Source organism: Jutongia sp. (assembly GCF_057878315.1).
In genome coordinates this window covers 19,053-40,785 of the sequence record NZ_DBLXSO010000027.1, presented here as the reverse complement: position 1 = coordinate 40,785, position 21,733 = coordinate 19,053, and the positions used below count along the sequence as shown (strand labels likewise).

At 42.8% G+C, this 21,733-nt stretch carries 25 protein-coding genes and 1 pseudogene; 18 read left to right on the top strand and 8 right to left on the bottom strand.

What is annotated here, in order from left to right:
* Both ACZLMD_RS08095 and ACZLMD_RS08090 read left to right on the top strand, forming a co-directional pair.
* Nucleotides 1-274, top strand: a 274-nt coding sequence (locus tag ACZLMD_RS08095) for a hypothetical protein (RefSeq protein ID WP_489495523.1), incomplete at its 5' end; no start/stop codon positions are given.
* A 345-nt stretch (nucleotides 275-619) separates the two neighbouring features.
* A complete protein-coding gene (locus ACZLMD_RS08090; protein WP_489495522.1) occupies nucleotides 620-1,030 on the top strand; it encodes an RHS repeat-associated core domain-containing protein in 411 nt (136 codons plus the stop codon).
* 259 nt (nucleotides 1,031-1,289) lie between these two features.
* Here the strand turns inward: ACZLMD_RS08090 and ACZLMD_RS08085 are convergent.
* Both ACZLMD_RS08085 and dcm read right to left on the bottom strand, forming a co-directional pair.
* Nucleotides 1,290-1,457: pseudogene (locus ACZLMD_RS08085) on the bottom strand (IS256 family transposase); the annotation flags it as partial.
* Nucleotides 1,415-1,957 (bottom strand): DNA (cytosine-5-)-methyltransferase, encoded by a 543-nt coding sequence (dcm, locus tag ACZLMD_RS08080; RefSeq protein ID WP_489495521.1) that lies wholly within the window; start codon nucleotides 1,955-1,957, stop codon nucleotides 1,415-1,417. The pseudogene ACZLMD_RS08085 and the gene dcm, both read right to left, overlap by 43 nt.
* A gap of 171 nt (nucleotides 1,958-2,128) precedes the next feature.
* On the opposite strand from dcm, the gene ACZLMD_RS08075 reads away from it, so the two are divergent.
* The 11 genes from ACZLMD_RS08075 (at nucleotide 2,129) to ACZLMD_RS08025 (ending at nucleotide 11,965) form a co-directional block, all read left to right on the top strand.
* Nucleotides 2,129-2,677: a hypothetical protein gene (locus ACZLMD_RS08075; RefSeq protein ID WP_178413288.1), complete on the top strand. Its 549-nt coding sequence runs from the start codon at nucleotides 2,129-2,131 to the stop codon at nucleotides 2,675-2,677.
* 192 nt (nucleotides 2,678-2,869) lie between these two features.
* A complete protein-coding gene (locus ACZLMD_RS08070; RefSeq protein ID WP_178413283.1) occupies nucleotides 2,870-3,361 on the top strand; it encodes a helix-turn-helix domain-containing protein in 492 nt (163 codons plus the stop codon).
* A gap of 36 nt (nucleotides 3,362-3,397) precedes the next feature.
* Nucleotides 3,398-3,496, top strand: a complete 99-nt coding sequence (locus ACZLMD_RS08065) for a BrnT family toxin (RefSeq protein ID WP_178413282.1) — start codon at nucleotides 3,398-3,400, stop codon at nucleotides 3,494-3,496.
* A 620-nt stretch (nucleotides 3,497-4,116) separates the two neighbouring features.
* Nucleotides 4,117-4,968, top strand: coding sequence for a hypothetical protein (locus tag ACZLMD_RS08060; protein ID WP_489495520.1), 852 nt, complete (start codon nucleotides 4,117-4,119; stop codon nucleotides 4,966-4,968).
* Nucleotides 4,969-5,010: 42 nt separating this feature from the next.
* The gene (locus tag ACZLMD_RS08055; RefSeq protein ID WP_022305065.1) at nucleotides 5,011-5,298 is read left to right on the top strand and encodes a hypothetical protein; all 288 of its coding nucleotides are present in this window, start codon (nucleotides 5,011-5,013) and stop codon (nucleotides 5,296-5,298) included.
* 132 nt (nucleotides 5,299-5,430) lie between these two features.
* On the top strand, nucleotides 5,431-6,537 hold the full coding sequence (gene fliB / locus ACZLMD_RS08050; protein ID WP_489495519.1) for a flagellin lysine-N-methylase: 1,107 nt from the start codon (nucleotides 5,431-5,433) through the stop codon (nucleotides 6,535-6,537).
* A 104-nt stretch (nucleotides 6,538-6,641) separates the two neighbouring features.
* Nucleotides 6,642-8,327 (top strand): glycoside hydrolase family 2 protein, encoded by a 1,686-nt coding sequence (locus ACZLMD_RS08045; RefSeq protein WP_022305067.1) that lies wholly within the window; start codon nucleotides 6,642-6,644, stop codon nucleotides 8,325-8,327.
* A gap of 112 nt (nucleotides 8,328-8,439) precedes the next feature.
* Nucleotides 8,440-8,976 (top strand): RNA polymerase sigma factor, encoded by a 537-nt coding sequence (locus ACZLMD_RS08040; RefSeq protein ID WP_022305068.1) that lies wholly within the window; start codon nucleotides 8,440-8,442, stop codon nucleotides 8,974-8,976.
* The gene (locus ACZLMD_RS08035) at nucleotides 8,973-9,836 is read left to right on the top strand and encodes a hypothetical protein (protein ID WP_022305069.1); all 864 of its coding nucleotides are present in this window, start codon (nucleotides 8,973-8,975) and stop codon (nucleotides 9,834-9,836) included. The genes ACZLMD_RS08040 and ACZLMD_RS08035 overlap by 4 nt, the downstream gene beginning before the upstream one ends.
* Before the next feature lie 76 nt (nucleotides 9,837-9,912).
* On the top strand, nucleotides 9,913-10,476 hold the full coding sequence (locus ACZLMD_RS08030; RefSeq protein ID WP_482523459.1) for an RNA polymerase sigma factor: 564 nt from the start codon (nucleotides 9,913-9,915) through the stop codon (nucleotides 10,474-10,476).
* Complete coding sequence (locus ACZLMD_RS08025; protein ID WP_489495518.1) at nucleotides 10,466-11,965, top strand: hypothetical protein; 1,500 nt, start codon at nucleotides 10,466-10,468, stop codon at nucleotides 11,963-11,965. The genes ACZLMD_RS08030 and ACZLMD_RS08025 overlap by 11 nt, the downstream gene beginning before the upstream one ends.
* Before the next feature lie 73 nt (nucleotides 11,966-12,038).
* Here ACZLMD_RS08025 and ACZLMD_RS08020 read toward each other — a convergent pair whose 3' ends face one another.
* Both ACZLMD_RS08020 and ACZLMD_RS08015 read right to left on the bottom strand, forming a co-directional pair.
* Complete coding sequence (locus ACZLMD_RS08020; RefSeq protein WP_484106971.1) at nucleotides 12,039-12,422, bottom strand: DUF2752 domain-containing protein; 384 nt, start codon at nucleotides 12,420-12,422, stop codon at nucleotides 12,039-12,041.
* Between the two features lie 45 nt (nucleotides 12,423-12,467).
* Nucleotides 12,468-12,806, bottom strand: coding sequence for a DUF4234 domain-containing protein (locus ACZLMD_RS08015; RefSeq protein ID WP_022306572.1), 339 nt, complete (start codon nucleotides 12,804-12,806; stop codon nucleotides 12,468-12,470).
* A 171-nt stretch (nucleotides 12,807-12,977) separates the two neighbouring features.
* Between ACZLMD_RS08015 and ACZLMD_RS08010 the strand changes: the two genes are divergently transcribed.
* The 3 genes from ACZLMD_RS08010 (at nucleotide 12,978) to ACZLMD_RS08000 (ending at nucleotide 18,280) form a co-directional block, all read left to right on the top strand.
* Nucleotides 12,978-13,202 carry a hypothetical protein gene (locus tag ACZLMD_RS08010; RefSeq protein ID WP_022306571.1) on the top strand — a complete coding sequence of 75 codons (225 nt, stop codon included), beginning with the start codon at nucleotides 12,978-12,980 and terminating at the stop codon, nucleotides 13,200-13,202.
* 48 nt (nucleotides 13,203-13,250) lie between these two features.
* The gene (locus tag ACZLMD_RS08005; RefSeq protein WP_482521894.1) at nucleotides 13,251-14,669 is read left to right on the top strand and encodes a sensor domain-containing diguanylate cyclase; all 1,419 of its coding nucleotides are present in this window, start codon (nucleotides 13,251-13,253) and stop codon (nucleotides 14,667-14,669) included.
* Between the two features lie 317 nt (nucleotides 14,670-14,986).
* Nucleotides 14,987-18,280 (top strand): glycoside hydrolase family 5 protein, encoded by a 3,294-nt coding sequence (locus ACZLMD_RS08000; RefSeq protein ID WP_489495517.1) that lies wholly within the window; start codon nucleotides 14,987-14,989, stop codon nucleotides 18,278-18,280.
* A gap of 218 nt (nucleotides 18,281-18,498) precedes the next feature.
* Here the strand turns inward: ACZLMD_RS08000 and ACZLMD_RS07995 are convergent, their stop codons facing one another.
* The 4 genes from ACZLMD_RS07995 to ACZLMD_RS07980 form a co-directional block, all read right to left on the bottom strand.
* Nucleotides 18,499-18,723, bottom strand: a complete 225-nt coding sequence (locus ACZLMD_RS07995; protein WP_118561775.1) for a helix-turn-helix domain-containing protein — start codon at nucleotides 18,721-18,723, stop codon at nucleotides 18,499-18,501.
* A gap of 28 nt (nucleotides 18,724-18,751) precedes the next feature.
* Complete coding sequence (locus ACZLMD_RS07990; protein ID WP_022306567.1) at nucleotides 18,752-19,231, bottom strand: DUF2975 domain-containing protein; 480 nt, start codon at nucleotides 19,229-19,231, stop codon at nucleotides 18,752-18,754.
* Nucleotides 19,232-19,274: 43 nt separating this feature from the next.
* Nucleotides 19,275-19,838, bottom strand: a complete 564-nt coding sequence (locus ACZLMD_RS07985) for a hypothetical protein (protein ID WP_489495516.1) — start codon at nucleotides 19,836-19,838, stop codon at nucleotides 19,275-19,277.
* Between the two features lie 264 nt (nucleotides 19,839-20,102).
* The gene (locus ACZLMD_RS07980) at nucleotides 20,103-20,498 is read right to left on the bottom strand and encodes a hypothetical protein (RefSeq protein ID WP_484106974.1); all 396 of its coding nucleotides are present in this window, start codon (nucleotides 20,496-20,498) and stop codon (nucleotides 20,103-20,105) included.
* Here ACZLMD_RS07980 and ACZLMD_RS07975 point away from each other — a divergent pair.
* Both ACZLMD_RS07975 and ACZLMD_RS07970 read left to right on the top strand, forming a co-directional pair.
* Nucleotides 20,432-20,695: a M20/M25/M40 family metallo-hydrolase gene (locus tag ACZLMD_RS07975; protein WP_489495524.1), complete on the top strand. Its 264-nt coding sequence runs from the start codon at nucleotides 20,432-20,434 to the stop codon at nucleotides 20,693-20,695. The genes ACZLMD_RS07980 and ACZLMD_RS07975 overlap by 67 nt on opposite strands.
* A gap of 84 nt (nucleotides 20,696-20,779) precedes the next feature.
* The gene (locus tag ACZLMD_RS07970) at nucleotides 20,780-21,721 is read left to right on the top strand and encodes a hypothetical protein (protein WP_022306564.1); all 942 of its coding nucleotides are present in this window, start codon (nucleotides 20,780-20,782) and stop codon (nucleotides 21,719-21,721) included.
* The last annotated feature ends 12 nt before the right edge of the window (nucleotides 21,722-21,733 follow it).

The window sequence follows — 21,733 nt, the reverse complement described above, 5'->3', positions numbered from 1 at the left end:
GTACGACTTTTCTGAATCAGTGGTGTTTCCGAGTGATTTTAGGGTAAATGATTTTTTGTTTAAGGATATAAATAATGATGGTAGGGAAGATTTTTTATTGATATTAGGCGGAATAACAGATTTAGAACTTCATAAGGCTATAATTTACGAACAAAATAAAATAGGTGGATTTGAAGTGAATGTAAATAAAACAAAAAAAATAAACAATAAAATGAATGAAACTAATAAATATTCTGTTCAGGATATGTTTAAGTATTTGAGGCTTTCAAGTTAACTGCAACCAATATTCAATCAATGACAAGTCTTACAGAACCATGGCGGAATGCCGTGGAAAATAGATTTCTTGGTGTTACTCCGGCACAACCACTTGCACAAATGAGTGCAATTGTACAGAATCACATTTATGCGTCCTCTAGCGCAGGGCAGTTGTCACCTGCCACCTAAAATGGTATGATACCAGTTTGGGTGGCGAGGCATAGAGTAAAGACCAGGGCGCCCTGGGAACAGTGACAGAAAGATGGATAAGGTAAACTATACTTACGATGCCGAGGGACTGCGTACTAGCAAGACTGTGAATGGAGAAAAAACAGTTTTTGTCTGGGACGGGGATTAACTGGTAATGGAACTCTCTGACAGCGGCAAGGTGCAGAAGCGATATATCTGTGGAAATGACCTTGTATATGCGGATCAGGGAGAAGGAACAGAGAAGCAGTATTATGTCAAAAATCCTCATGGCGATGTGGTACAGTTGACGGATGAAAGTGGCAAAGTCATCAAGACCTATGAGTATGATTCCTTCGGGAATGAAGTGAACCCGGATAGAAAGGATGAGAATCCTTTCCGCTATTGTGGTGAACACTACGATAAGGAGACGGATGCCATTTATCTCCGAGCCAGGTATTACCAGCCGTACTTGGGAAGATTTCTAACAAGGGATACCTATACAGGTGATGAGGAAGATGCCCTGAGTTTACACTTGTATACTTACTGCGGAAATGATGGGGTAAATAGGGTAGATCCGAGTGGGTGAATATTTGGGAGACCATATTTGATATAGTGAGTCTGGGAGATAGTATTTACTCAATGTGTACAAATCCGTCATGGGAAAATGAGGGATATTTACTATGGGATGCAGCCTCTCTTATTCCGGGAGTACCGGGTTCTTATGTAGCGAAAGTACCTGCGAAAACAGCTAAAGTTGCGAAGACTGCAGCTAAAGTAAGCAAAGTTGGAAAAGGTACAAGGGCTGGCATTATACAGGTATAAATGCACATGTCAAATAGATTTCCCTAGAATTCTGCTTTTTCCAGCCGTTCTTCAAAGTAGGTTTCCAGCTGGGCTCGTATCTGGGACCAGTCCCTGCGGCGTCCGGTCCATTTTTTAGTGATGTCCATAGTAGCCGGATAGAGCATTTTTAAGAGGCTGTCATCGCTTGGAAATACTGTCTTGCTTTTGGTGAGAGCCGATTCTGTGGTACATTTCCGTACTCCATTGCGTTGAGAACCTTTGTTTTTATATGATATCCCAGATATTCTAATTGTTCTTGAATGACTTGAAACGTATTGCCGTGATCGTGTCCAACCAGATTCTTGACATTTTCAAAGAATACAACTTTGGGTTGGTGTCCGGCTGCTTTCTTTTCCCTAATAATACGCATCATTTCAAAGAATAGCGTTCCTCGTCCTTTTTCATCATCGAATCCCTGTCTATATCCGGCAAGCGAAAAGGCTTGACAAGGAAATCCACCAACCATTACATCAGATTCTGGCATTTCACTCGCATTTATTGTGTTAATATCACGGCAGTCTGCTCTGATATTAAAGTTGTTTTCGTAGGTGGCAATAGGGTATTTGTCAATCTCATTTGCGTATACGACTTCAAATGCTCCGATCTGTTCAAAGCCTAAATCAATTCCACCTACTCCGGCAAAAAAACATGCTACTTTTCGATTATTCATTGATCTGTCTGCTGTGGACGTTTCTCTCGTTCACGTTTTAAGCAGGGAGTTTATCATGAAAACTTATGTGGATAGTATGAAAGATAATATTCTTTTTTTTTCATATGGATGGGTGTATAATGAGAGAAAATATCGTCGAGAGAGGAGAACTATATGAGCCATACAGAAAATATATCTAAACTTGAGCAGTTTATTAAAATGATGACAGGTCACTTTGATAATCAGGAACAATTTCAAAAAATGAAGGAAGCAGGAGAGATATATCCATATGCGGAGCATGTTAATACACCGTGTAACAATAAAATACAAGATCTTCCGGCAGATTTTTCCGGCATATTCATTGTGGAAGAAAGTTATTATCAAAGCCAAGGAAAACGTCATTCTTCGCCACATTTGTTTTTGTTGACAGAGCAGGATGATGGGATTATGCTTTCTTCCTATGAAATTCCGGAAGGAGAGGATAAAAAGACATTTTCCTACGAAACAATGAAAAATGTAAAATACAGTGCATTGAAAAAGTCAGAAAAATTTACTCCGGCTTTGTATCACGAAAAGGATGGTACATGGGAAGGAGGCAGTGTAAGCCAGTTTTCGCCGGTAATGATATTTCGGTTATGGGAGAAATTTTCTGATACATGTCTGGAAGTATCGGAGAGTATGGAAGTGAATGGAAAACGTACATTTGGATATGATGCTCCTATTATTTATAAAAGGGTATAAAATCAAAACAGAGGTGACTGCAATGTTGTGGATGTACCTATCATAATCTGATTTATAGCAGAAGTGTATAAATCGGCAGTATTTTCCGGAATGTAACCTTGAATTGCGGATTTGCAAGGTTCAGATGGTAGATAGATCGAGAGATAAAGATATACTGTAATTACACTGAAAAACAGAAAGGGGATGCATGCTATGACGTTTGCTGAAAAATTACAGAGATTAAGAAAACAGAACGGATTATCACAGGAGCAGCTGGCAGAAAAACTGAATGTTTCCAGACAGGCTGTTTCCAAGTGGGAAATGGGGACGATTCCTGATATGGAAAATATGGTCAAATTAGGAAGATATTTTGACTGCTCGTTGGATTATCTTATGAAGGATGAGGTAGATGACGATAATGGTCAGGACACAAATAATCACAATACGGATAAGAAAAATAGTAATGGCAGTATTATTGAAAGGTGTATCTCAATAACATGTATCCTGATAGGCGGGATATTTGTTTTATTGATGCCGTTATTTGCAAAATGGTATCAAGCATTCGAGTTTAGAAATTATCATGAGTGTTTTACAAATTCGGCAGATTATATTTTGCGGTTCCCGTTGGCTTGTATTTTAATAATAGCTGTTTTATTATTGGGTGCCGGAACGGTGTTTCTCTATCATTCTATTCGGAAACATTGAATATAGCTATTGGACAAATTCATATACAAAATTGGAATGGTTAATGATGTGATTTTTGTTGTATATACAGAACGGAAAGAGAATATTCGTCTGATATCAGCAAGAATAGCAACAAAAACGGAAAGCAATCTATGATATTGTAGATATTACTGAAAGTATAGAATCGAATTTTGGTAAAAGAGTCGCTGATAACTTTGAATTAGAAATTTACAGCAAGATAATCTCACTAGAGCAAGATGCAGATATTTTTAGAAAATTGGATATGACGATTTATTAGAGCTTACGCTTGTAATATAATATTAGAATAATGGGTTCCCATACCGGGCTAAGCTTTTGCCTGGTATGGGGATTTTTGAAATAGTAAAGAATTTGATTCTGGGATTTGAAACTTTAGGGTGACATATATTAGAGTAATCAAAATAGATATCAAAGGATGTTTGAGAAATTTGAAAGGATTGATATGAGAATATCTCTATTTATTTTTAACAGATTGTGCTATAGTAGGATTACTTGATGCTTGAAATAGAGAAATGAAGGAACTTTTTTTCGAAAATGTTGATGTGGACTTATTTGCAAGATTTGTCGTACATTATTGTTTTCGAAATGGTCCGTTGGAAGATATGCACGCGCAAGGTAAGTTAAGTCTGGAAGATATGAAAACATTAAATAACCTCTTGTGAGTAAAAGCAGTGTAATACAACACATTATTTGATTTATAGTTTAAAAATAAGCTAACATCATTAAAGGAGATCCAAATGAAAAAGACCAAGCTTTACACCGTGACCGGTATCTGCGTTATTCTCGCAGCCATAACTCTGGTTACAACTAAGAATACAAATATAACCGGCGCGTCCGGAATAAAGCAGACAGAGATTCATCAGGACAAGCGGATTTCTAAACAAACCTTTGTCAATGATGAAACTGGCAACCGGGCAGTGACATCAGTGAATAACAAAGTAAAAGATGCATCCGCATCACAAACTGTCTTGTCTGCAGTGTCTACACAGAAAAGCTATAATGCGTATGTCTGCGAAGACGACAGTCAGCTTTTATATATTCAGGATCGGGCGACAGACAAGACCCAAACGATTACGGTTGAACCGCATCTGGCAACGGGAATTATGTCTCTGGAGTGGCCTGATGACAAGATGATAGTTGCTTTTTCTCATGTGAGTCCGTTTATGGGCTGTATGAGTGTTTACGATGCATCTACGCAGGAGCTTCTTCTGGAAAAATATTGTTCGAGCTATGCCTTTGGCGATACGCTGGATTCTCTTGCGTATGTGGAAGCGACATCTGGCGATTCAGGGAACCATAAACTTCTTAATTCGGAAGATAAGCTTTTGTATCAAACCGAGAAGAAGGAACGGATTACAAATATTGCTGTGAATCATACAAATGGTGATATTGCGATCGTTGTTGGAAAGTATTTGAAGGATGGTGAGACACAGAAGTTTCATGTCGTGATTTTGGCGAAAAGAGGAGATAAATACATAAAGGTAAAAACACAGAGGGTGAAATTAAATTCCGTTAATTCTGTTCAGTGGAAAGATGATGAACAAATTATTATTACTAACGATGCTGGGAAAGAAGTGATCAGAAAATAATTACAAAGTAGAAATATACGATTCTAAAGAGAGGACGATTTGATGGATAGAAGTAATAAAAATTCCTCGCGCAGTGCGGAGGTGTATCGGGCACTGATGGACAAGAATTTTCCGGAAGAGTTATGTCGTGAGATTGCATATAAATATATGAACACCGATTATACTGCGACGCGAATGCTGGGGTATCTGTATCGGATGACGAATCCGAGCGTGGAAATGGTGGTTGATGAAATGCTTGCAATTCTGGAGGATCGTGAGCGTTTTCGGAAGAAGCATGAGATGGAGGAAGCACAGGCGGCAATTACGAAGATTTACGACGAAGGCTTGTAGTATTTTACACAGGTAATTTCCTTTTGGATGAAAGCAAATGATCTGCGCAGATTTTTTGCTTTTAAAACAGGGATCTTCCGACAGCTTGCGAAGAAAGATAGATTAGGGTTGAGAAAGGAATATGAGATTACTATGAAATTATATCAACCGGATTATTATGAACAATTTCAATGTACCGCATCGAAATGTCCCACGACCTGCTGCATGCAGTGGCGTATTGCAGTAGATGATGAGACATTTTTTCGATGGGACGAGGAATGGAAAAGTCATGTGAAGCAGGGTGAGGACGGATATGTTATTGCACTTGGACAGGATGGGATGTGTCCGTTTCTAAATGATGAGAAGTTATGCAAAATTGTCATCAGGGATGGAGATCAGGCGATTTCGCACACCTGTCAGACTTTTCCGAGAGAGGAGCACATATACAACGGAAGGATTGAGCGTGCGCTGACACCGGGCTGTCCGGCAGTGTTAGATCTGCTGTGGCAGCAGGAATCTTTTCAGCTTCAGGAACGGGAAGAAAGCAAAATGACGTGTGGAGAGATCGCTGAAATAAATCCGATATTATTTGAAATCAGGGACTGGCTGTTGGAAATTGTAACTACAAAGGGAGTCAAGTTAAATACTGCTTTGGAAATCTGTTTTCTGATCGTAAAGGATCTGAATGAACTGGAAGAGAATGGAAGCCTGGAGGAGAAGCTCCAAGCTTATAAGAATGCGACAGATCTTAAGGAGATTCAGGATGCGATCGGCGATAATGACGAAATGACAAGCGATCGAATGGAAGAATATAATCTGCTCTTTCTGGATGTTTCTGAGATATACCGCAGACAAAATATTTATACGGATTTTTTGCTGCCGCTTGCGGATGCAGCAGAGCAATTAGATAACAGGCAGACGAAGGAATGGGATGATTTTCGGCAGAAGATTCAACCTTTTGAGAAGCATCTTCGAAATCTGTTTGCGGAGGAGATATCATCGGCACTGATCACGCCGGGAACGGAGCAGGTTCTGGATATTCTTGTGAAGTTAGAATGGATGGCAATGGAGTATGCGGTGTTGCTGCAGGTTTTGTTTTTGCAACAGCGAAAAGGCATGCTTTCCTATGGGGAGCTGCGGGAAAGTGTATGTGTGATCTTTCGGATGATGGGATATGCGGATGATGATATTTGGGAATATATGGAAAACTGTTTTGATGATGTCATCTGGCCGTGGGAATATTATTCGCTGCTGGTGTAAGAGGACTTGTGGTTGATGAGACCGGAGATAATATGAACTATTTATGAGGATAAAAAATTATTTATGATTAGAACTTGCTTTAAAGAAGGGAGGCATTGAATCAAATGATTCGGACATTTAAGACACATGATGTGAGAAAGCAAATGGAATTAACCGAAAGTTTATGGGAATTTGAACCATGTGCAGGAAATTATGCAGGACAGAAGTTTCCGGTTGCTGTGCCGGGCTGCTGGGAGAACCATCCGCTTTTTGCAGATTACAGAGGAGAGGGGATTTATCGTAAAACTTTTCAGGCACAGGGAAATGTGCGGATCGAGTGTAAAGGTGTGAGCCATACCGCAACGGTTTATTTGGACGGACATGAGATTGGACATCATTACAATGCCTATACGCCGTTTTCCGTCGTTGTCAGTGATTTGGAACCGGGCAGACATATGCTGGAGATCAAGGCGGATAATCGTTTTCATAAAGACAGTGCGCTTCATGTTCCGAACGATTATATGTCTTACGGCGGAATATCAAGAGGTGTTGTCGTAGAAGAACTCAGTGATCTGTATTTGGAATATGTTCATGTGAAAACATATCGCGAAAATGAACAATGGCATGTTCAGGTTAAGGCAGCAGTCAATGTACTGAAAATCAGACAGAACGACGAGGATATTACCATTCAAGGAAAAATAAAAGATACTGCTTTTGAATGGAAACTTACAGATACTGCTAAAAAACATTATGAATTTTGTACCGATTTGAAGATCGATGGGATTGAGGAGTGGAGTCCGGAGACGCCGGTGCTGTATCAGGTGGAATTGCAAATGCTGCGAGAGGATGAAGTGATCGATGATCTGATTGAACGCTTTGGATTTCGTGAGATATGTGTTCAGGGTAAATACATTTTGCTGAATGGGAAAAAGCTTCGGATCAAGGGAGTATGCCGTCATGAAGATCATCCGGATTATGGATGTGCGCTGCCGTATCAGACAATATATAATGATCTGGTTTTAATACGGCAGATGGGAGCAAATTCCATTCGGACGGCACATTATCCGAACGATGAAATATTTCTAGATCTGTGTGATGAGCTTGGCATTCTGGTCTGGGAAGAAAATCATGCACGCGGCCTGGAAGAAGATAGGATGAAACATCCATTGTTTGAGGAGCAGGCGGAACAGGTTATCCGGGAAATGATATTTTATCATTACAATCATCCATGTATTTTTATTTGGGGAATTTTAAATGAATGTGCGAGTGAAACATTGTTTGGGCGTTCCTGTTATGAGAAGCAGTTCCGGCTGATCCGGGAAATGGATGACAGCAGACCATGTACATTTGCGAGCTGCAAATTTTTCGGTGATATCTGCTTTGATCTGCCGGATGTTATTTCCTGCAATCTATATCCAAGATGGTATGTGGACAAGCCGGTCCGCGATTATTTAAATGAGGTATATGACTGGATCGTCGAGGACGGAAATGGAAAGGGTAAGCCTTTTATTGTTTCCGAGATCGGAGCAGGAGGCTTGTATGGCTGTCATAATGCTTATCACGGAAAATGGACAGAGGAATATCAGGCAGATGCGCTGTCTGAACAGGTGTCAGAATGCTTGAAGTTTTCAGAAAGCATGGGTGTTTATATTTGGCAGTTTTGTGATGTGCGGGTGAGCAGTGAATGGTTTGCAGGTCGTCCGAGAGAAATGAATAATAAGGGGGTTGTGGATGAATATCGTCGTCCGAAAGCGGCATATGGAAGGGTAAAGGAGATTTTTGAACAATACACCAATTATTATGAAGAGTAGAAACTGTTGAAGGAGATGAAGAATAAAAATTTCAAATTTCACTTTTAAATTTTAACAAGAGAAACCTGTCGGTCAGAAAAAGTGTCTTTATAAGTAGAAGGGAGAGTATTCTATGGATGAAAAACAGATCATAGCAATGCTATGGAACCGGGAAGAGGATGGCATAAAGGCACTTCAGGATCAGTATGCGGCGAAGCTGAAAATGCTGGCAGGTCATTTTGTTTCTGCACAGGATGCGGAGGAATGCATGAATGATGTACTGCTTGCCGTATGGGACAGTATTCCGCCGAACAGGCCGGACAATTTATTTGCGTACAGCGCCAGAATATGCAGAAATAAGGCACTCAATATGATCAGAAGTATGGAGCGGCAGAAACGTAAAGCTGAGGTTGTGGAATTGTCGAATGAGCTTCAAAACATTATTCCGGATAAGGTGGAACAGGAAAGCTTATTGACGGAGTTGATCAATGAATTTCTGGAAAAGGAGCGGGCTCAGGACCGTTATCTGTTTGTGCATCGTTATTGGTTCGGAGAATCGATCGAGGAATTGTGCGGACAGACCGGTTATGGAGCGAGCAGGATCAAAAGCAGTCTGTTTCGAATGAGAAAGAGACTTAAGAATTATTTAGAAGGGAGATATCGCATATGAAGGAAGTAAATCGATTGGAATATCTTTCCGGTATTGATGACCGTTTTCTGACACAATCCTGGGCAGAGTGTTCTTCCCGAAAGAAAAAGGCGTATTTCCCGCTTAAGGCAGCAGCGGTTGTTCTGGTGATCCTGTTGGCGATGGGAACAGCCGTATATGCGGCGCAGAAGCTCGGAATATTTGTGAGCGAGAAGCACTCCGGCGATAGTGGTTCCGGCTATACCGTGAAGTGGGATAAGCAGCAGGTCGACTTTAACGAGCTTCATGGTCAGCTTGACAGCATGAAGGAAACGATCATTGAACAGAACAAAAATATGGACTTTGCGTATACCGACGAAATGCCGGGCTATTGTCAGAAGACTTTTGACTCAGATAAGAAGGCAGTTGATTTTATTGGGTATGATAAGCTGGTGACGGCAGACTGGAATTATAGGTCATCCGAGATAACGGTGTCGTTGTATGCGAGCGTGAGGGGAGAACGTGATGTGACGATGGATCAGGTGATGCTCGAGCATAAATATGAGATCGATCATATCCGATTGCAGCAGTGGGAGGAGATATTTTTTAAGGGTTCCCATTTAGATGCTGGTCAGACAGGCGTTTCTGAGGACGGCAATGTGGAATATCAACAGACAAAATTAAAATCCGCAGACGGAGACGAGTGGCTGGTCGTGGACAGCAGCTCCAGAACCGGGAAATATATGTTTTATAAGAAAAACGCATATCTTACCAGAGACGGAGTCACCTATTCCTTGTATATGGTGGCGCAGGATGACGGGGAGGATGAAGCTCGTACTGCGAAGCTGCAGAAAAGGCAGGAAACGCTTATGAAGGAATGGGTAGATGCCTATCATTTTTAAGGGGATGATGAGGGGAAGTGAAACTTTTTCGCCGTATATTCCTACTTATGGGATGGACGGCGAAAGGAGAAACTGCATGGAAGATACGGATATTATTGAACTGTACTGGTCGCGCTCGCAGGAAGCGATCCGGGAAACGAAAAAGAAATACGACAAATTATGTAGCCATATTGCGGAGCACATTCTACATTCCAGAGAGGACACAGAGGAATGTGTGCAGGATACTTATCTTGCGGTATGGAACCGCATTCCGGAGGAACGTCCGTCTTATTTCCGGGCATTTCTCTGTAAGATTACAAGGAATATCGCGATGAACCGGCTGGACTATAATCTGGCAGGAAAACGAAGCCGGCAGCAGACGGTCTCCTTGGAAGAGCTGGAAGAAACATTTTCCAATACGCCAAATCTGACGGAGGGGATCGAGTTGGGGGAACTGACGGAACAGATCAATGCTTTCCTGGAACAATTGCCGGCGAAACAGAGAAGGATCCTGGTCAGGAGATATTTCTTCATGGACTCTGTTGTTCAGATTGCGGCGGATATGAATATGAATATCAACTCGGTCAAGTCGATCCTTAGAAGGGAGAATCGGAAGCTGAGAGCGCATCTGAGGAAGGGAGGCTATGGCGATGACCGATAAATTACTGCGTGCCTATGGGGAGATTGAAGACCGGTTTATCGAGGAATGTCTGGCGGAAACGGATTCTTGTATTGATGGTGTCTTAGAAAGAGATTTTGGGAAAACAGTGCGAATCATTACGGGAAGAAATGCGAAGTCGTCGGCATGGCGCCGGGTAGCTGTTGCGGTGCTCCTGGTGGCACTTGCCCTTTCTACAGCGTATCAGGTCAATGCGCAGTTTCGTCAGTGGGTTATTTCCATTGTGCGGTTAAACGGCAGAGAGGAGATCCGGAAACCGCATGCACCGGTAGCTTCCGGGACGGCGAAGTCTTCTGAAGCTGTGATCGACGTTTCGCCGGTCAAGAAGATCGATGATATTCTGGAGGTGCGGTATGTGACGGCAAAGAAGCCGGTCGAACCGTATGAGGATATTTATGTTTCCAAAGATCGGGGGAAGGAGACATATTTTTCCGTTCAGAATAATGCATGTGTGTCGATCCGGAATATCCATTCCTTTAAGGGAACGATTTGCTGGCAGGGACAAAAGGGCTTCGCAAATGCCAACGTTATTTCTTATCAGGGGAAACAGTATGTGAGAAATATTTATGATCTGTATCGTGGTGATCAGGGGGAACGAAAGATTCGACAGAAACGGTTTTTATTATCCGCTGATGATACCGGTGGTTTCTGGCTTACTCTGTCGAAGGAGTCTGACGAGGGGACGTATGAGTATCCGTTGCGGTGTGACGGGGACATACAGGATATTAATACCGCAAAGCTTACTGATATTTTCCGCAATATCCGGATCAATGGAAAACGCCTGTGCAATTATCCCGTGATAACAAACTGGGAGACAATATCGGACCGGTATTACTGCGCGCTTGTGGGAAAGACACAGAAAACGGCAAAGTATTATATGGTTGATACTGTGCAGAAGAAAGCGGTGTCTCTGGAAGAACTGACAAAGCAAAAGGATATCCGGTTTGTCCGTGCTCTGGGAAATACTATGATCATCGGAACGGCATCAGAGGGGACAGAAGAGGAATGCTACGATTGCTATCGTTTTGATCTGCAGTCGGGAGAAAAGAAAGAGCTGTTTCATCATGTCGTGATCGGGGAAGAGGATGACGAGACGAACGAAGTCGACAGGGTGGCATTTACCGGCGGGCGGTATGATCTTTTCACGAAGAATGGAACAACATATCTGGTGGATGAGCTGACCGGGGAACGGATAAAACTGGAAGGCATGGATGCTGATCTTAATACGGAATTTGTGTTGATCAATGTGTCCGGCGACAAGCTTCTTTTGTCGGCGCGTTTCTCGGAGAATGGAATCCGAAAGCTTGGGATTCTTGATGTGCCGGAACGGAAATTATGCTTGCTGGAACGAAAGAATCTGACGCAGTCTGAGGAGTCTTCCTTGCATTGGCTCACCGAAGATACCTTTGCGATAGAGTCTGACCGGAAAAACGGACAGGAAAGTATGATCTGTCAGTATCGGATTCGTTAAAGAAAAGCCGGTCTGAAATCGCAGACCGGCTTCTTATATGATGAGGTGTTTTTCGGGGATAATCGCATACCGCTTATAAAATCGCGGACAGATTTCTCCATATTGTGAAAATGACCAGTCCGATCATATAAAAGCAGGCAAGAATTGTGTCTGCTTTTTTCAGCGTCATTCCGTAACCGTTCACGTAGCGATGATCCATGCGAAGAATCAGATAAGCGATGAAAGGCCATGTTGCAAACAGAAACGGATGAAAAGAAAATGCTGCACGGAAATCCCCGTGCAGCATTGCAAGAAGCATCCGGGATATCCCACATCCCGGACATTGTAATCCGGTGAGCTGATAAACGATACATGGAATACTCCAATGAGTCAGGCTGACGATCGAGCCGTAAACGGCAAGAATTGCAGCAATGATAATGTCACGTATCAATAATCTCCGGATTCGTTCTTTTTTCATTTTAATGATCCTTTTACTTCTGTCATTCCATAAAGTGTAACAGCATTATGCGGTATGGTTTAAGGCATCCTGCGCAAGTGCATAGTTGACGATGCCAAGACCAAGTGCCTGCAGAATAATAAACAGGATACCGGAATTGCTGGATGACTGACCATTCTGTGCCTTGATCATATCAACCTTCTCACCCATCTTGTAAGCCCAGTACCAACCGTAAATGTTACAGGTGATAATGGTAAGGATGAGAGCCATAGGACCACTGGCAAGCTGTGTCTGACCGGTCACCTCGTTGGTCTCGTCTGTCAGAACGATAAACCAGTACAGACCGAACAGTCCGCAGGTCACGATGGACAGAATGATGTACATCGGAATACTTCTTTGCTGCATTTTTCAAATCCTCCTTTGGTATTGATGATGCTCTCATGAAAATGAGAGTATAATCAACTTCATTATAAGTTTATATATAGTATATGTCAAGCAGCGTGAATGGTTGACATTATAGGCAGGGTGAAATAATATGTATTTAAATCGACTTATTTTGCAGAGAGGATCATGGCTATGAAATCAATATTGATCAGGGATACAACAAAGGAAGAACGGATCGCACTGATCCGTGAATGGCTTCCGGATGACGATGGACTTGAAGCGGACGGAGGCATGGATCTGTGGGACCTTTATGCCGATTATATTAATGGAACGAAGGAGATAGCAGAATGCAATGCGGCTTTTTCGACCGGTTATCTGACGGAGAGAGATCTCGCAGAGGGAACGTTAAAGAAATAGTCAGGAAGATAAAAGGGGTATTTCAGGGAGAAAGGATACAAGATTATTATGAAAACAGAGATAAGATGTGAACTGATCATCAATAAGGCGATGCGTTCGGCGATGGAGCATGATAATCCGGACGAGCAGATTCAGGAGTTTATCCGATTCCTTGGTAATCATATTGGTTCTGACCGGATCTATATTTTTGAGGATGATCTGCACACTCATGTGACCAATAATACCTATGAGTGGTGCAAGGAGGGGATTGTTCCCCAGATTGATGTTCTTCAGAATGTCGATATGGATATCATCGGATGGTGGTATGATACCTTTGACCGGGATGAGAATGTGATCATTCGTAATGTGGAGGATATAAAGGAACAATATCCTATGACTTATCAGACGCTGGCACCGCAGAAGATAGAATGTGTTGCAGTGAGTGCGCTTCGTTATCATGGTCAGATCAGCGGATTTTTCGGCGTGGACAATCCGAGAGATACTGATATGGAAGAACTGTCCCTTTTTCTGGACATGATCGGAACGTTTCTGGTGTCGCTTCTCAAGCTGCGTAATTCCTTTGATAAGTCCAATCAGGAAGCGAGCCTGAACAGCTATGCCGCACTGGCGCAGATCTATCTGTCAATGCATCTGGTCAATGTGCAGAACGGCAGATTTCAGATGATCAAGACAACACCGCATATCGAGCGGCAGATCAGTGCGGAGGGCGGTGATGATTTTGCCGTACAGATCAGAAATGTGATGGAAGTGCTTGCCAATGAGAAGTATGCACAGAGCGTTCGGAAATTTACGGACATTTCCACCTTAGAGGATCGGATGTGCGGTAAATGCACGATCGCCCATGAATACCTTGGAAATATATCTGGATGGTGCAGGGAACGTTTTATCAAGGTGGATGAGGATGAGGACGGACGCTTACTGCATGTGTTGTATGCAGTTGAGGTGATTGACGAGGAAAAGCGCAGAGAAAACCGTCTCCTGTATCTGTCAGAGATGGATCTGATGACAGGGATCCGCAACCGCGGCAGTGGAGAGCGCAAGATTAAAGAAACGATTGCGCAGAATATTCCGGGCATGTTTGTGATCCTTGACTGTGATAAATTTAAATCAATCAATGACACATACGGACATGCAGTCGGGGATGAGGTGATCATTGCCGTGGCGAAAGCACTGCAGGGAATCTGCGGCGAAAAGGACATACTTCTGCGGCTTGGTGGAGACGAGTTTGCCATGTACATTCCGGGGATGTTGGATGATGTACATGGACAGCAGCTTGCGGATGAAGTGGTCGGGCGGATGCAGGATATCCGTATTCCGGAGCTTGGCGGCAGAGTGATCCATGTGAGTATGGGCGCTGCCTTCCACAGGAAGGATGATCTGGATTTTGAGCGGCTATATCGTCAGGCGGACAGTGCTATGTATCAAAGCAAAAAGATCGTCGGAAGCAGTATTGTTTTTTACAAATAGAAGGGAATAGAAGCATGGCAGGCATCAATTCGGGTGCTGCCGTGACAAAGAGCAGAGCGGTTACATACCGCCGCAGATAATGAAAATTTTGCGGTGATGTATTCGCCTGCTTTTTTCGTATTTTAAGGGTATTTTTTGTGAAAGATTGAATTTTTACTATATTTTTGCTCTATTTTTCGTGGTGATTATCAACAATAAATTCCTTGAATGTTGCCGTATATTTGTGTACAATATATGTGTATGCTATAGCAAACGATCTCGGAAGAAGAGATCATGAATCTTCACAATGAGAATATCAAGAAAGAGGAGGAAAAGACTTGAGAAAGAAAAATCTTAAAGGACTTTTAGCTGCTTGTCTGAGTTTTTCCATGGTTGTTACCAGCTTCAGTGTTGGTGGAATTGGAACAAAGACCGCAGAAGCAGCAGAGGATGACAAAACCGTATTTACAGAGGTGCTGACACCGGATCAGATCACACTTCGTGAGAAGCTTCCGGAGAAAGCATCTAACATTACAGAAGGAGAGAGCAGAGAGGTAACGATCCAGGGTACCGGCACAAAGATGACGGTTAAGGATAACGGAACTGTTCGTAAGGAATTATCTTCAAAGTGGCTCGCCGAGAACGAGATGGGTGCCGGGGTAAACCTTGGTAATACCATGGAGGCAGTTATCCCGGTTGACCAGAAGAAGGATGCTACACCAACAGATGGCGAGACCATGTGGAAACAGCCTGTAACCACACAGGAGTATTTTGACGCATTACATTCATATGGTATCAATACCGTTCGTATTCCGGTAGCATGGTCTAATGCAGATATCGATGATGGTACATATACTCTGAGAGAGGAGTTCCTTGGACGTATCGAGGAGATCGTAAACTACGCTTTGAACGAGGGGATGTATGTTATCGTCAATGATCACTGGGATAACCAGTGGTGGGGGCAGTTTGGTGCCTGCAAGAAAGATGCAGATGGCAACAAGGTAGCTGACGAGGAGACACGTGCAGCAGCATGGACTCGTTATGAGAGCTACTGGACACAGATCTCTGAGCGTTTCAAAGATTACTCTGACCACCTGATCTTCGAGGGTGCTAACGAGGAGCTCGGAACCCGTCTGAACGATGCAATCTGTCTGAATGGTCCTGCAAAGGGATATGCAAAGCCGGACAATTCAGGTAAGGATATCGTAACCTTAGGTGGTAACTTAAAGACAGACGAGTTATATGAGATGACCAATAAGATCAACCAGAAGTTTGTTGACATTGTCCGCAGCACAGGCGGCAACAACACATACAGACATCTCCTGATTCCGGGATATGATACTGATATCTCCAAGACAGTAGATGACAGATACAAGATGCCGACCGATATTGCTGAGAACGGTAAGGACAAGCTGTTCATCTCTGTTCATTACTATACTCCATGGGATTTCTGTGGTGACGGTGGTACAGGTACATATACTGTTGGTGACCAGAAGGCAACATATGAGTACTTCAATCAGATGAAGGAGAAGTTCTCTGATAACGGTTATGGCATCATTATCGGTGAGTGTGCCGTATGTAACCCGGCTGGTGTTGATGCCAGTGTAACACAGTGGTATAACGATACCTTTACAGCAGCACAGCAGATCAGTGCAGTTCCTTGCCTCTGGGAGACAAGCCAGTACTTCGACCGTGTTGAGTGCAAGCAGATCTACAAGGATATCGCTGATTTCTATAACACGATCAACCAGGCTGACGGTGATGCTACCATGACAAAGATCTCAGGTGGTGTACCATCGAATGGCGATGACAGTGATGTTCACTTTGGTGATTATGTAGATAAGACACTCTGGAAAACAAAAGGACTTCATGCATATATTACCTATCAGACACCAACATGGGATTATCGTAACGCATACAAGCCTTTGAGAAGCCTTGGCAAGGATGAGGGATCTTATCAGTATATTCAGGCCGGTGGAAATGAGGTAACAAAGGAAAATACAAAGGTAACGGATGTTCAGATCACAAAGGACGGCGAGTATACAATCTCTCTTGACGGTGTTGATCTGAGTGCAGCAAACAATTACAGGATGCTTGGTATTGCTACAGATATCGATTACAAGACCTACAAAGAGTCAGGAATCAAGATTACCAATGCTACCATGAAGGTAGATGGCAAGGAAGTAACAGATGCTCCATTTGATCTGACTGTAAAGGAAGATAACAAGTATTACACCTTCATGGCTGTTAACGCATATGCAAAGGATGGGGAGTTCTTCCCGCTGAATGAACTGAATGCTGCAGAGAAGCTTCCGGTAGCATCTAAGAGTATTGAATTTACATTTACAGTTACTGGACTGGATAAAGTGCTTCAGGATATTGCAGATGGTTCTTACATCGATCCTGAGACAGGTAAGGCTCTGAATGATGATACTCCTGAGATTTCTTATGGTAAGTACATCGATAAGTCTCTCTGGGAGAAGAAGGGTGCACATGCATACCTGATGTATCAGACAGCTTCCGGGGATTATCGTGATGCATTTAAGCCACAGAAGAAGCTGGCTAAGGATGCACATGCATTTGAGTATATTAGGGCAGCCGGTAATGAGGCTGCTGATACGACAAAGGTACAGGATGTATACTTTGACAAGGACGGTGATTACACCGTATCAATTGATGGAATTGATCTTTCAGCAGCAAATGCATTTAACATGTTAGGTGTTGCTACAGATATTGCATGGAAGACATATCCGGGCGTTACAGTTACAGCAAAATCAATCAAGCTTGACGGTAAGGAAGTATTGAATGATTCTGTACTCCCACCGAAGACTGAGGAAAACAAGAATGATTACTATACATTCATGGCAATTGATAAGTGGGCTGATGAGGGAAGTCATCCATTAGATGATGCAAGTGCTAATGAGGAACTTGAACTTCCAAGCCAGAGCGTTTCAATCGAGTTTACCGTATCCGGTCTTGATCAGCTTCTGAAGGATGTTGCAAATGGTACTTATATCGATCCGCAGACAGGAAAGCAGATCGATCCGAATGCGAAACCAGCTGAGTCTCCGGCTGCTCCAACACAGGTACCTTCAGCTTCACCTTCAAACGTGCCATCAGCAGTACCATCTGCTTCTGCACCTGCAGCAAAGACAACAACACCGGCAGCTGTTACAAGTGCTCCATCTATCGTTGGACCTAAGGTAAATGCTACATTTACTTCCGGTAACTACAAGTACAAGGTAACAAAGGCAGCTACAACAGTAGCTAAGGGTACCGTAAAGGTAGTTGGCCTGACTAAGAAGGGTGCTAAGGCTAAGAAGCTTAATGTACCTGCAACAATCAAGAAGCAGACAGCAGGTTACAAGGTAACAGCGATCGGCGCTAAGGCATTCAAGGGATCTAAGGCAACGGCGATCACCCTGAATAAGAACATTAAGACCATCCCATCTGCAGCATTTGCAAACTGTAAGAAGTTAAAGACTCTGACGGTGAAAGCAAAACTGAAGAAGGTCGCTAAGAAGTCCTTCAAGGGATGCAAGAAGAAGATTAAGGTTAAGGGCGCTTCCGCAAAGGTTCGCAAAGCAAATGTGAAGCTTCTGAAGAAGAGCGGATATAAGAAATTCAAATAATGGAATATATCGGATAACCATATAAAAGGGGTGCCGCACAATCGTGCGGCATCTTTTTTATATGGAAAATGAAAATTGATTGCTAAACAATTCGGTGTTAAGTTGGAATAATGTAAAGAATTTATGCAATGAATCCCACGCAACAAAATAGCATGGGTACAAAGCAAGGAGTGAGAATACAATATATGTATAAAGTAATGCTATGAAATTAAATCAAATTACTCTTCTTGGTATGCCAATATATCGCCGGGCTGGCAGTCCAGCGCATGGCAGATCTTGATCAGGGTTGATACCTTTATCGCTTTGGCTTTTCCGTTTTTTAAGATGGACATATTGGCGATCGTGATCCCCACTTTATCTGCTAATTCTGTGACACTCATTTTACGTTTTGCCAGCATCACATCAATATTAAATATAATCTTTCCCGGTAATAATTCTTCCATAATAACGTGTGTCCTTTCATAGTAGTGATCAGATCGTCAGATCATTTTCTTCCTGCAGTGCGGCGGCTTTCCTTGTGTGATGTGACAATACTGCCATCGCTACAGCGATTACAATTCCAACAAAGCAGATTAGCAACGACCCGAGTACAATACCCGGATGATTCCAGCCGCATAACCACAATACTATATTTCCGATGAAAAAGAAAGCGGTATCAGCGACTGCCAGCTTTGAAATCCGGCCAAGCCCTACGGCATTTTCAATGGTAAAGGAGCGGTTTTTTCCGATTCGGTCGGCAATCTGCCAGCTGATTGCCAGTGCCGCATAACAGGGAATCAGAGTCAGCCACAGAAATACAAGCCATGGAAGTCTCCACGAAGAAAATTCCTTGTATGCAGTTATTATTTCTGATCCGATTTCCGGCAGAAGAAATGCGCCGACTACTATGCCGCACAAACCTGTGCCGATAATAATTATTTTAAGCCATCTTGCCAATGTTTTCTGTTCCATATTAATCAAATCCTTTCCTGTCGCGAATTTTAATATTTTAATTTTAATGTTTCCAGATGTTTGCTGTCTCATATACATCGTCGGGCTCTATATATTCTGTTGGATCGAGCTGTTTCAAGTCCTGCTTTTTCGTATCAACAGCTCTTAAATAGGTTGGTTCATCCATCAGCCCGGTTTCCATATATTCCAGTAGATAGCAGTGAGCATCGTCCCCCTTTAATGTATAAAGATACACACCGCTATCCGTATTGTTCGCTTCTTTTATTTGTTCCCCGGATGTTGCATCAGCGTTTTTAACATAACCAATGCAATGATCAATCTCACGGACGCGTGGTTTCCCGTAACCGGCTTTTCTCCTGCCATACGGAACATAGATGCGTCCCTTGTAATCATAGCTGACAATGTCAGGATACTGTCCGGTATCCTGGAAACACAGTGCATTCTTTCCGGGCGGAAAGTGAGAATGAATATTACTGTTTCTGCTCCGGAACATGCAGCTGATCATCAACAATGCCAGAACGACGATGAATGCAGAAAGCTTCAGGCTGCCTGAGTTTTTAAATATATTTGATTGTTGAATCGTTATCTCCCCCTGCTGTGCGTTCATTGGCCAAATTAAATAAGCACATAATGATTTATCGTATTACGATAAATCTGTTATAACATGGATTTTCGGAAATGTCAATAAAAATTTATCGTAATTCAATAAAAGCTTGATATGGGTCTGGTCGATTGGACATAAAATGGGTCTTTTATTTTTACATCATAATTTGAAAACAATCGTACCGCTAATGCCGTTTAATATGTCGTCGCCGAATCCCAGGTATCCGGAAGAAACTCTATGAACTCCTGGGCATTTGGCCATTCGGTCTTACTTTTTAAGATGATAAGAGATGAGAATACATGAACAGGCTCCGCACGCGAAACCAGAGAGAACAGAATGTTTTGATCGAGTTCCTGCCGGATCGTCAGAAGAACCGGAAATGATGCCAAGATCATATTTGATATCCGGATGACGTGGACGTTCAAAATCGACGTCCTGAATATATTTTAATTTGCCGGGGTGGGCTGTCATAACATATACCTTGTCAACAAGGAAAACAGCTACGTTGACATCGTGCGTGACAAAAAGGATCGTTTTGCCGGTGTCCTCCCAGACTTTCAGGAGAATTTCCTGCATGATGAGACGGGTTTGGGCATCTGACGCACCGAAAGGCTCATCCATCAAGAGAAATTCCGGATCATTTGCAAGTGCCTTTCGAAACATCTGAATCCCACCTCGGAGCGAGTACGGCAGGACACGATGCGCAGTATCTTGGCTATATGCTGCCGACTACAATGGTGTTTGTACAGTCGAAAGGAGGACTGTCACACTGTGAGGAGGAATATTCTTCTCCACAGCAGTGTACGGAGGGGGCGTCGGTTATGCTCAACGCTGTGTTGATGGCAGATGGAAATATGTAATAATTATAGATAATACCTTAAAAAAGTAGGGTAGAAAACAGATAAATCCCCATGGTATATTTAGAAAAAGAGAGGGGGATGACTATGGGGAGAATCAAAAAGTCAGCATTACTTTTATGCATGGGGATTTTGGCGGTACTCGGAAGCATTGCTGCCGGGGCAAAGCAGGCAGAAGCGTACACGCTTGAGACAGATTTTAATGGTATTTATGGGAAGGAGATGCCGTCTTACATTTTGAAGAATGTGGAGCCGTTATTTCGGAAGCATGTGGACAAGGCGGTAAAGAAATATAATAAATATGCACAGCTTCGCGAGGACGATTATGTCAGTTACACCAAGAAGGTTTCCAAGGAAGATAATAAGCTTGGTGAACTGATGAAGAAGGTGAAGGATGATGATGTGCTTCGGATCTGCCGGCCGTTTTACATTTATAATATCTGGTATTCACAGAAAGGCGTATCTGAGTATTATTTCCTTGTTACCCGCAACGGAAAGGATTTCTGCAAATTCCGTCTGCAGCTGGACGATTATAGCGGAAAGATATACTTCAGCTATGATGAATCCGACCATTTTCTGCAGATTAACAGCAAGACGCCCGCGGACATGATCTTCTATCGGAACAGGGAGTATGTGTATGGCGAGACGGCGGAGGGGAAGGAGACTCTCCGCGACAGTCACAATACCGGGGAGTGGCTGGCGACGGATGATGACATGGCGGCACAGGATCGGGATCAAAGCTTTAAAAAGCTTTCCTATGATCAGAAAAAGAAGGTCATTATGGAGAATCTTGCAGTCATGAAAAAGGGTAAGATAAAGAAAAAGGCGATCAAGTACATCAAAAAGGATCTGGGGAAGGAGTATGTGGAGTCAGAGTCGGATAAGAAGATCGTTGATTCGCCATTGACTGCATTTACCGAGAAGAAGGACTACAAGAAGTACATCGTGGGCGGAGTCGTTGTTGTGGCGGTGCTGCTGGCAGCGTTTATCCTGCGGAAACTGTACCTGAAATTTATGGAAGAAGAATAAAAAAATGCTTGC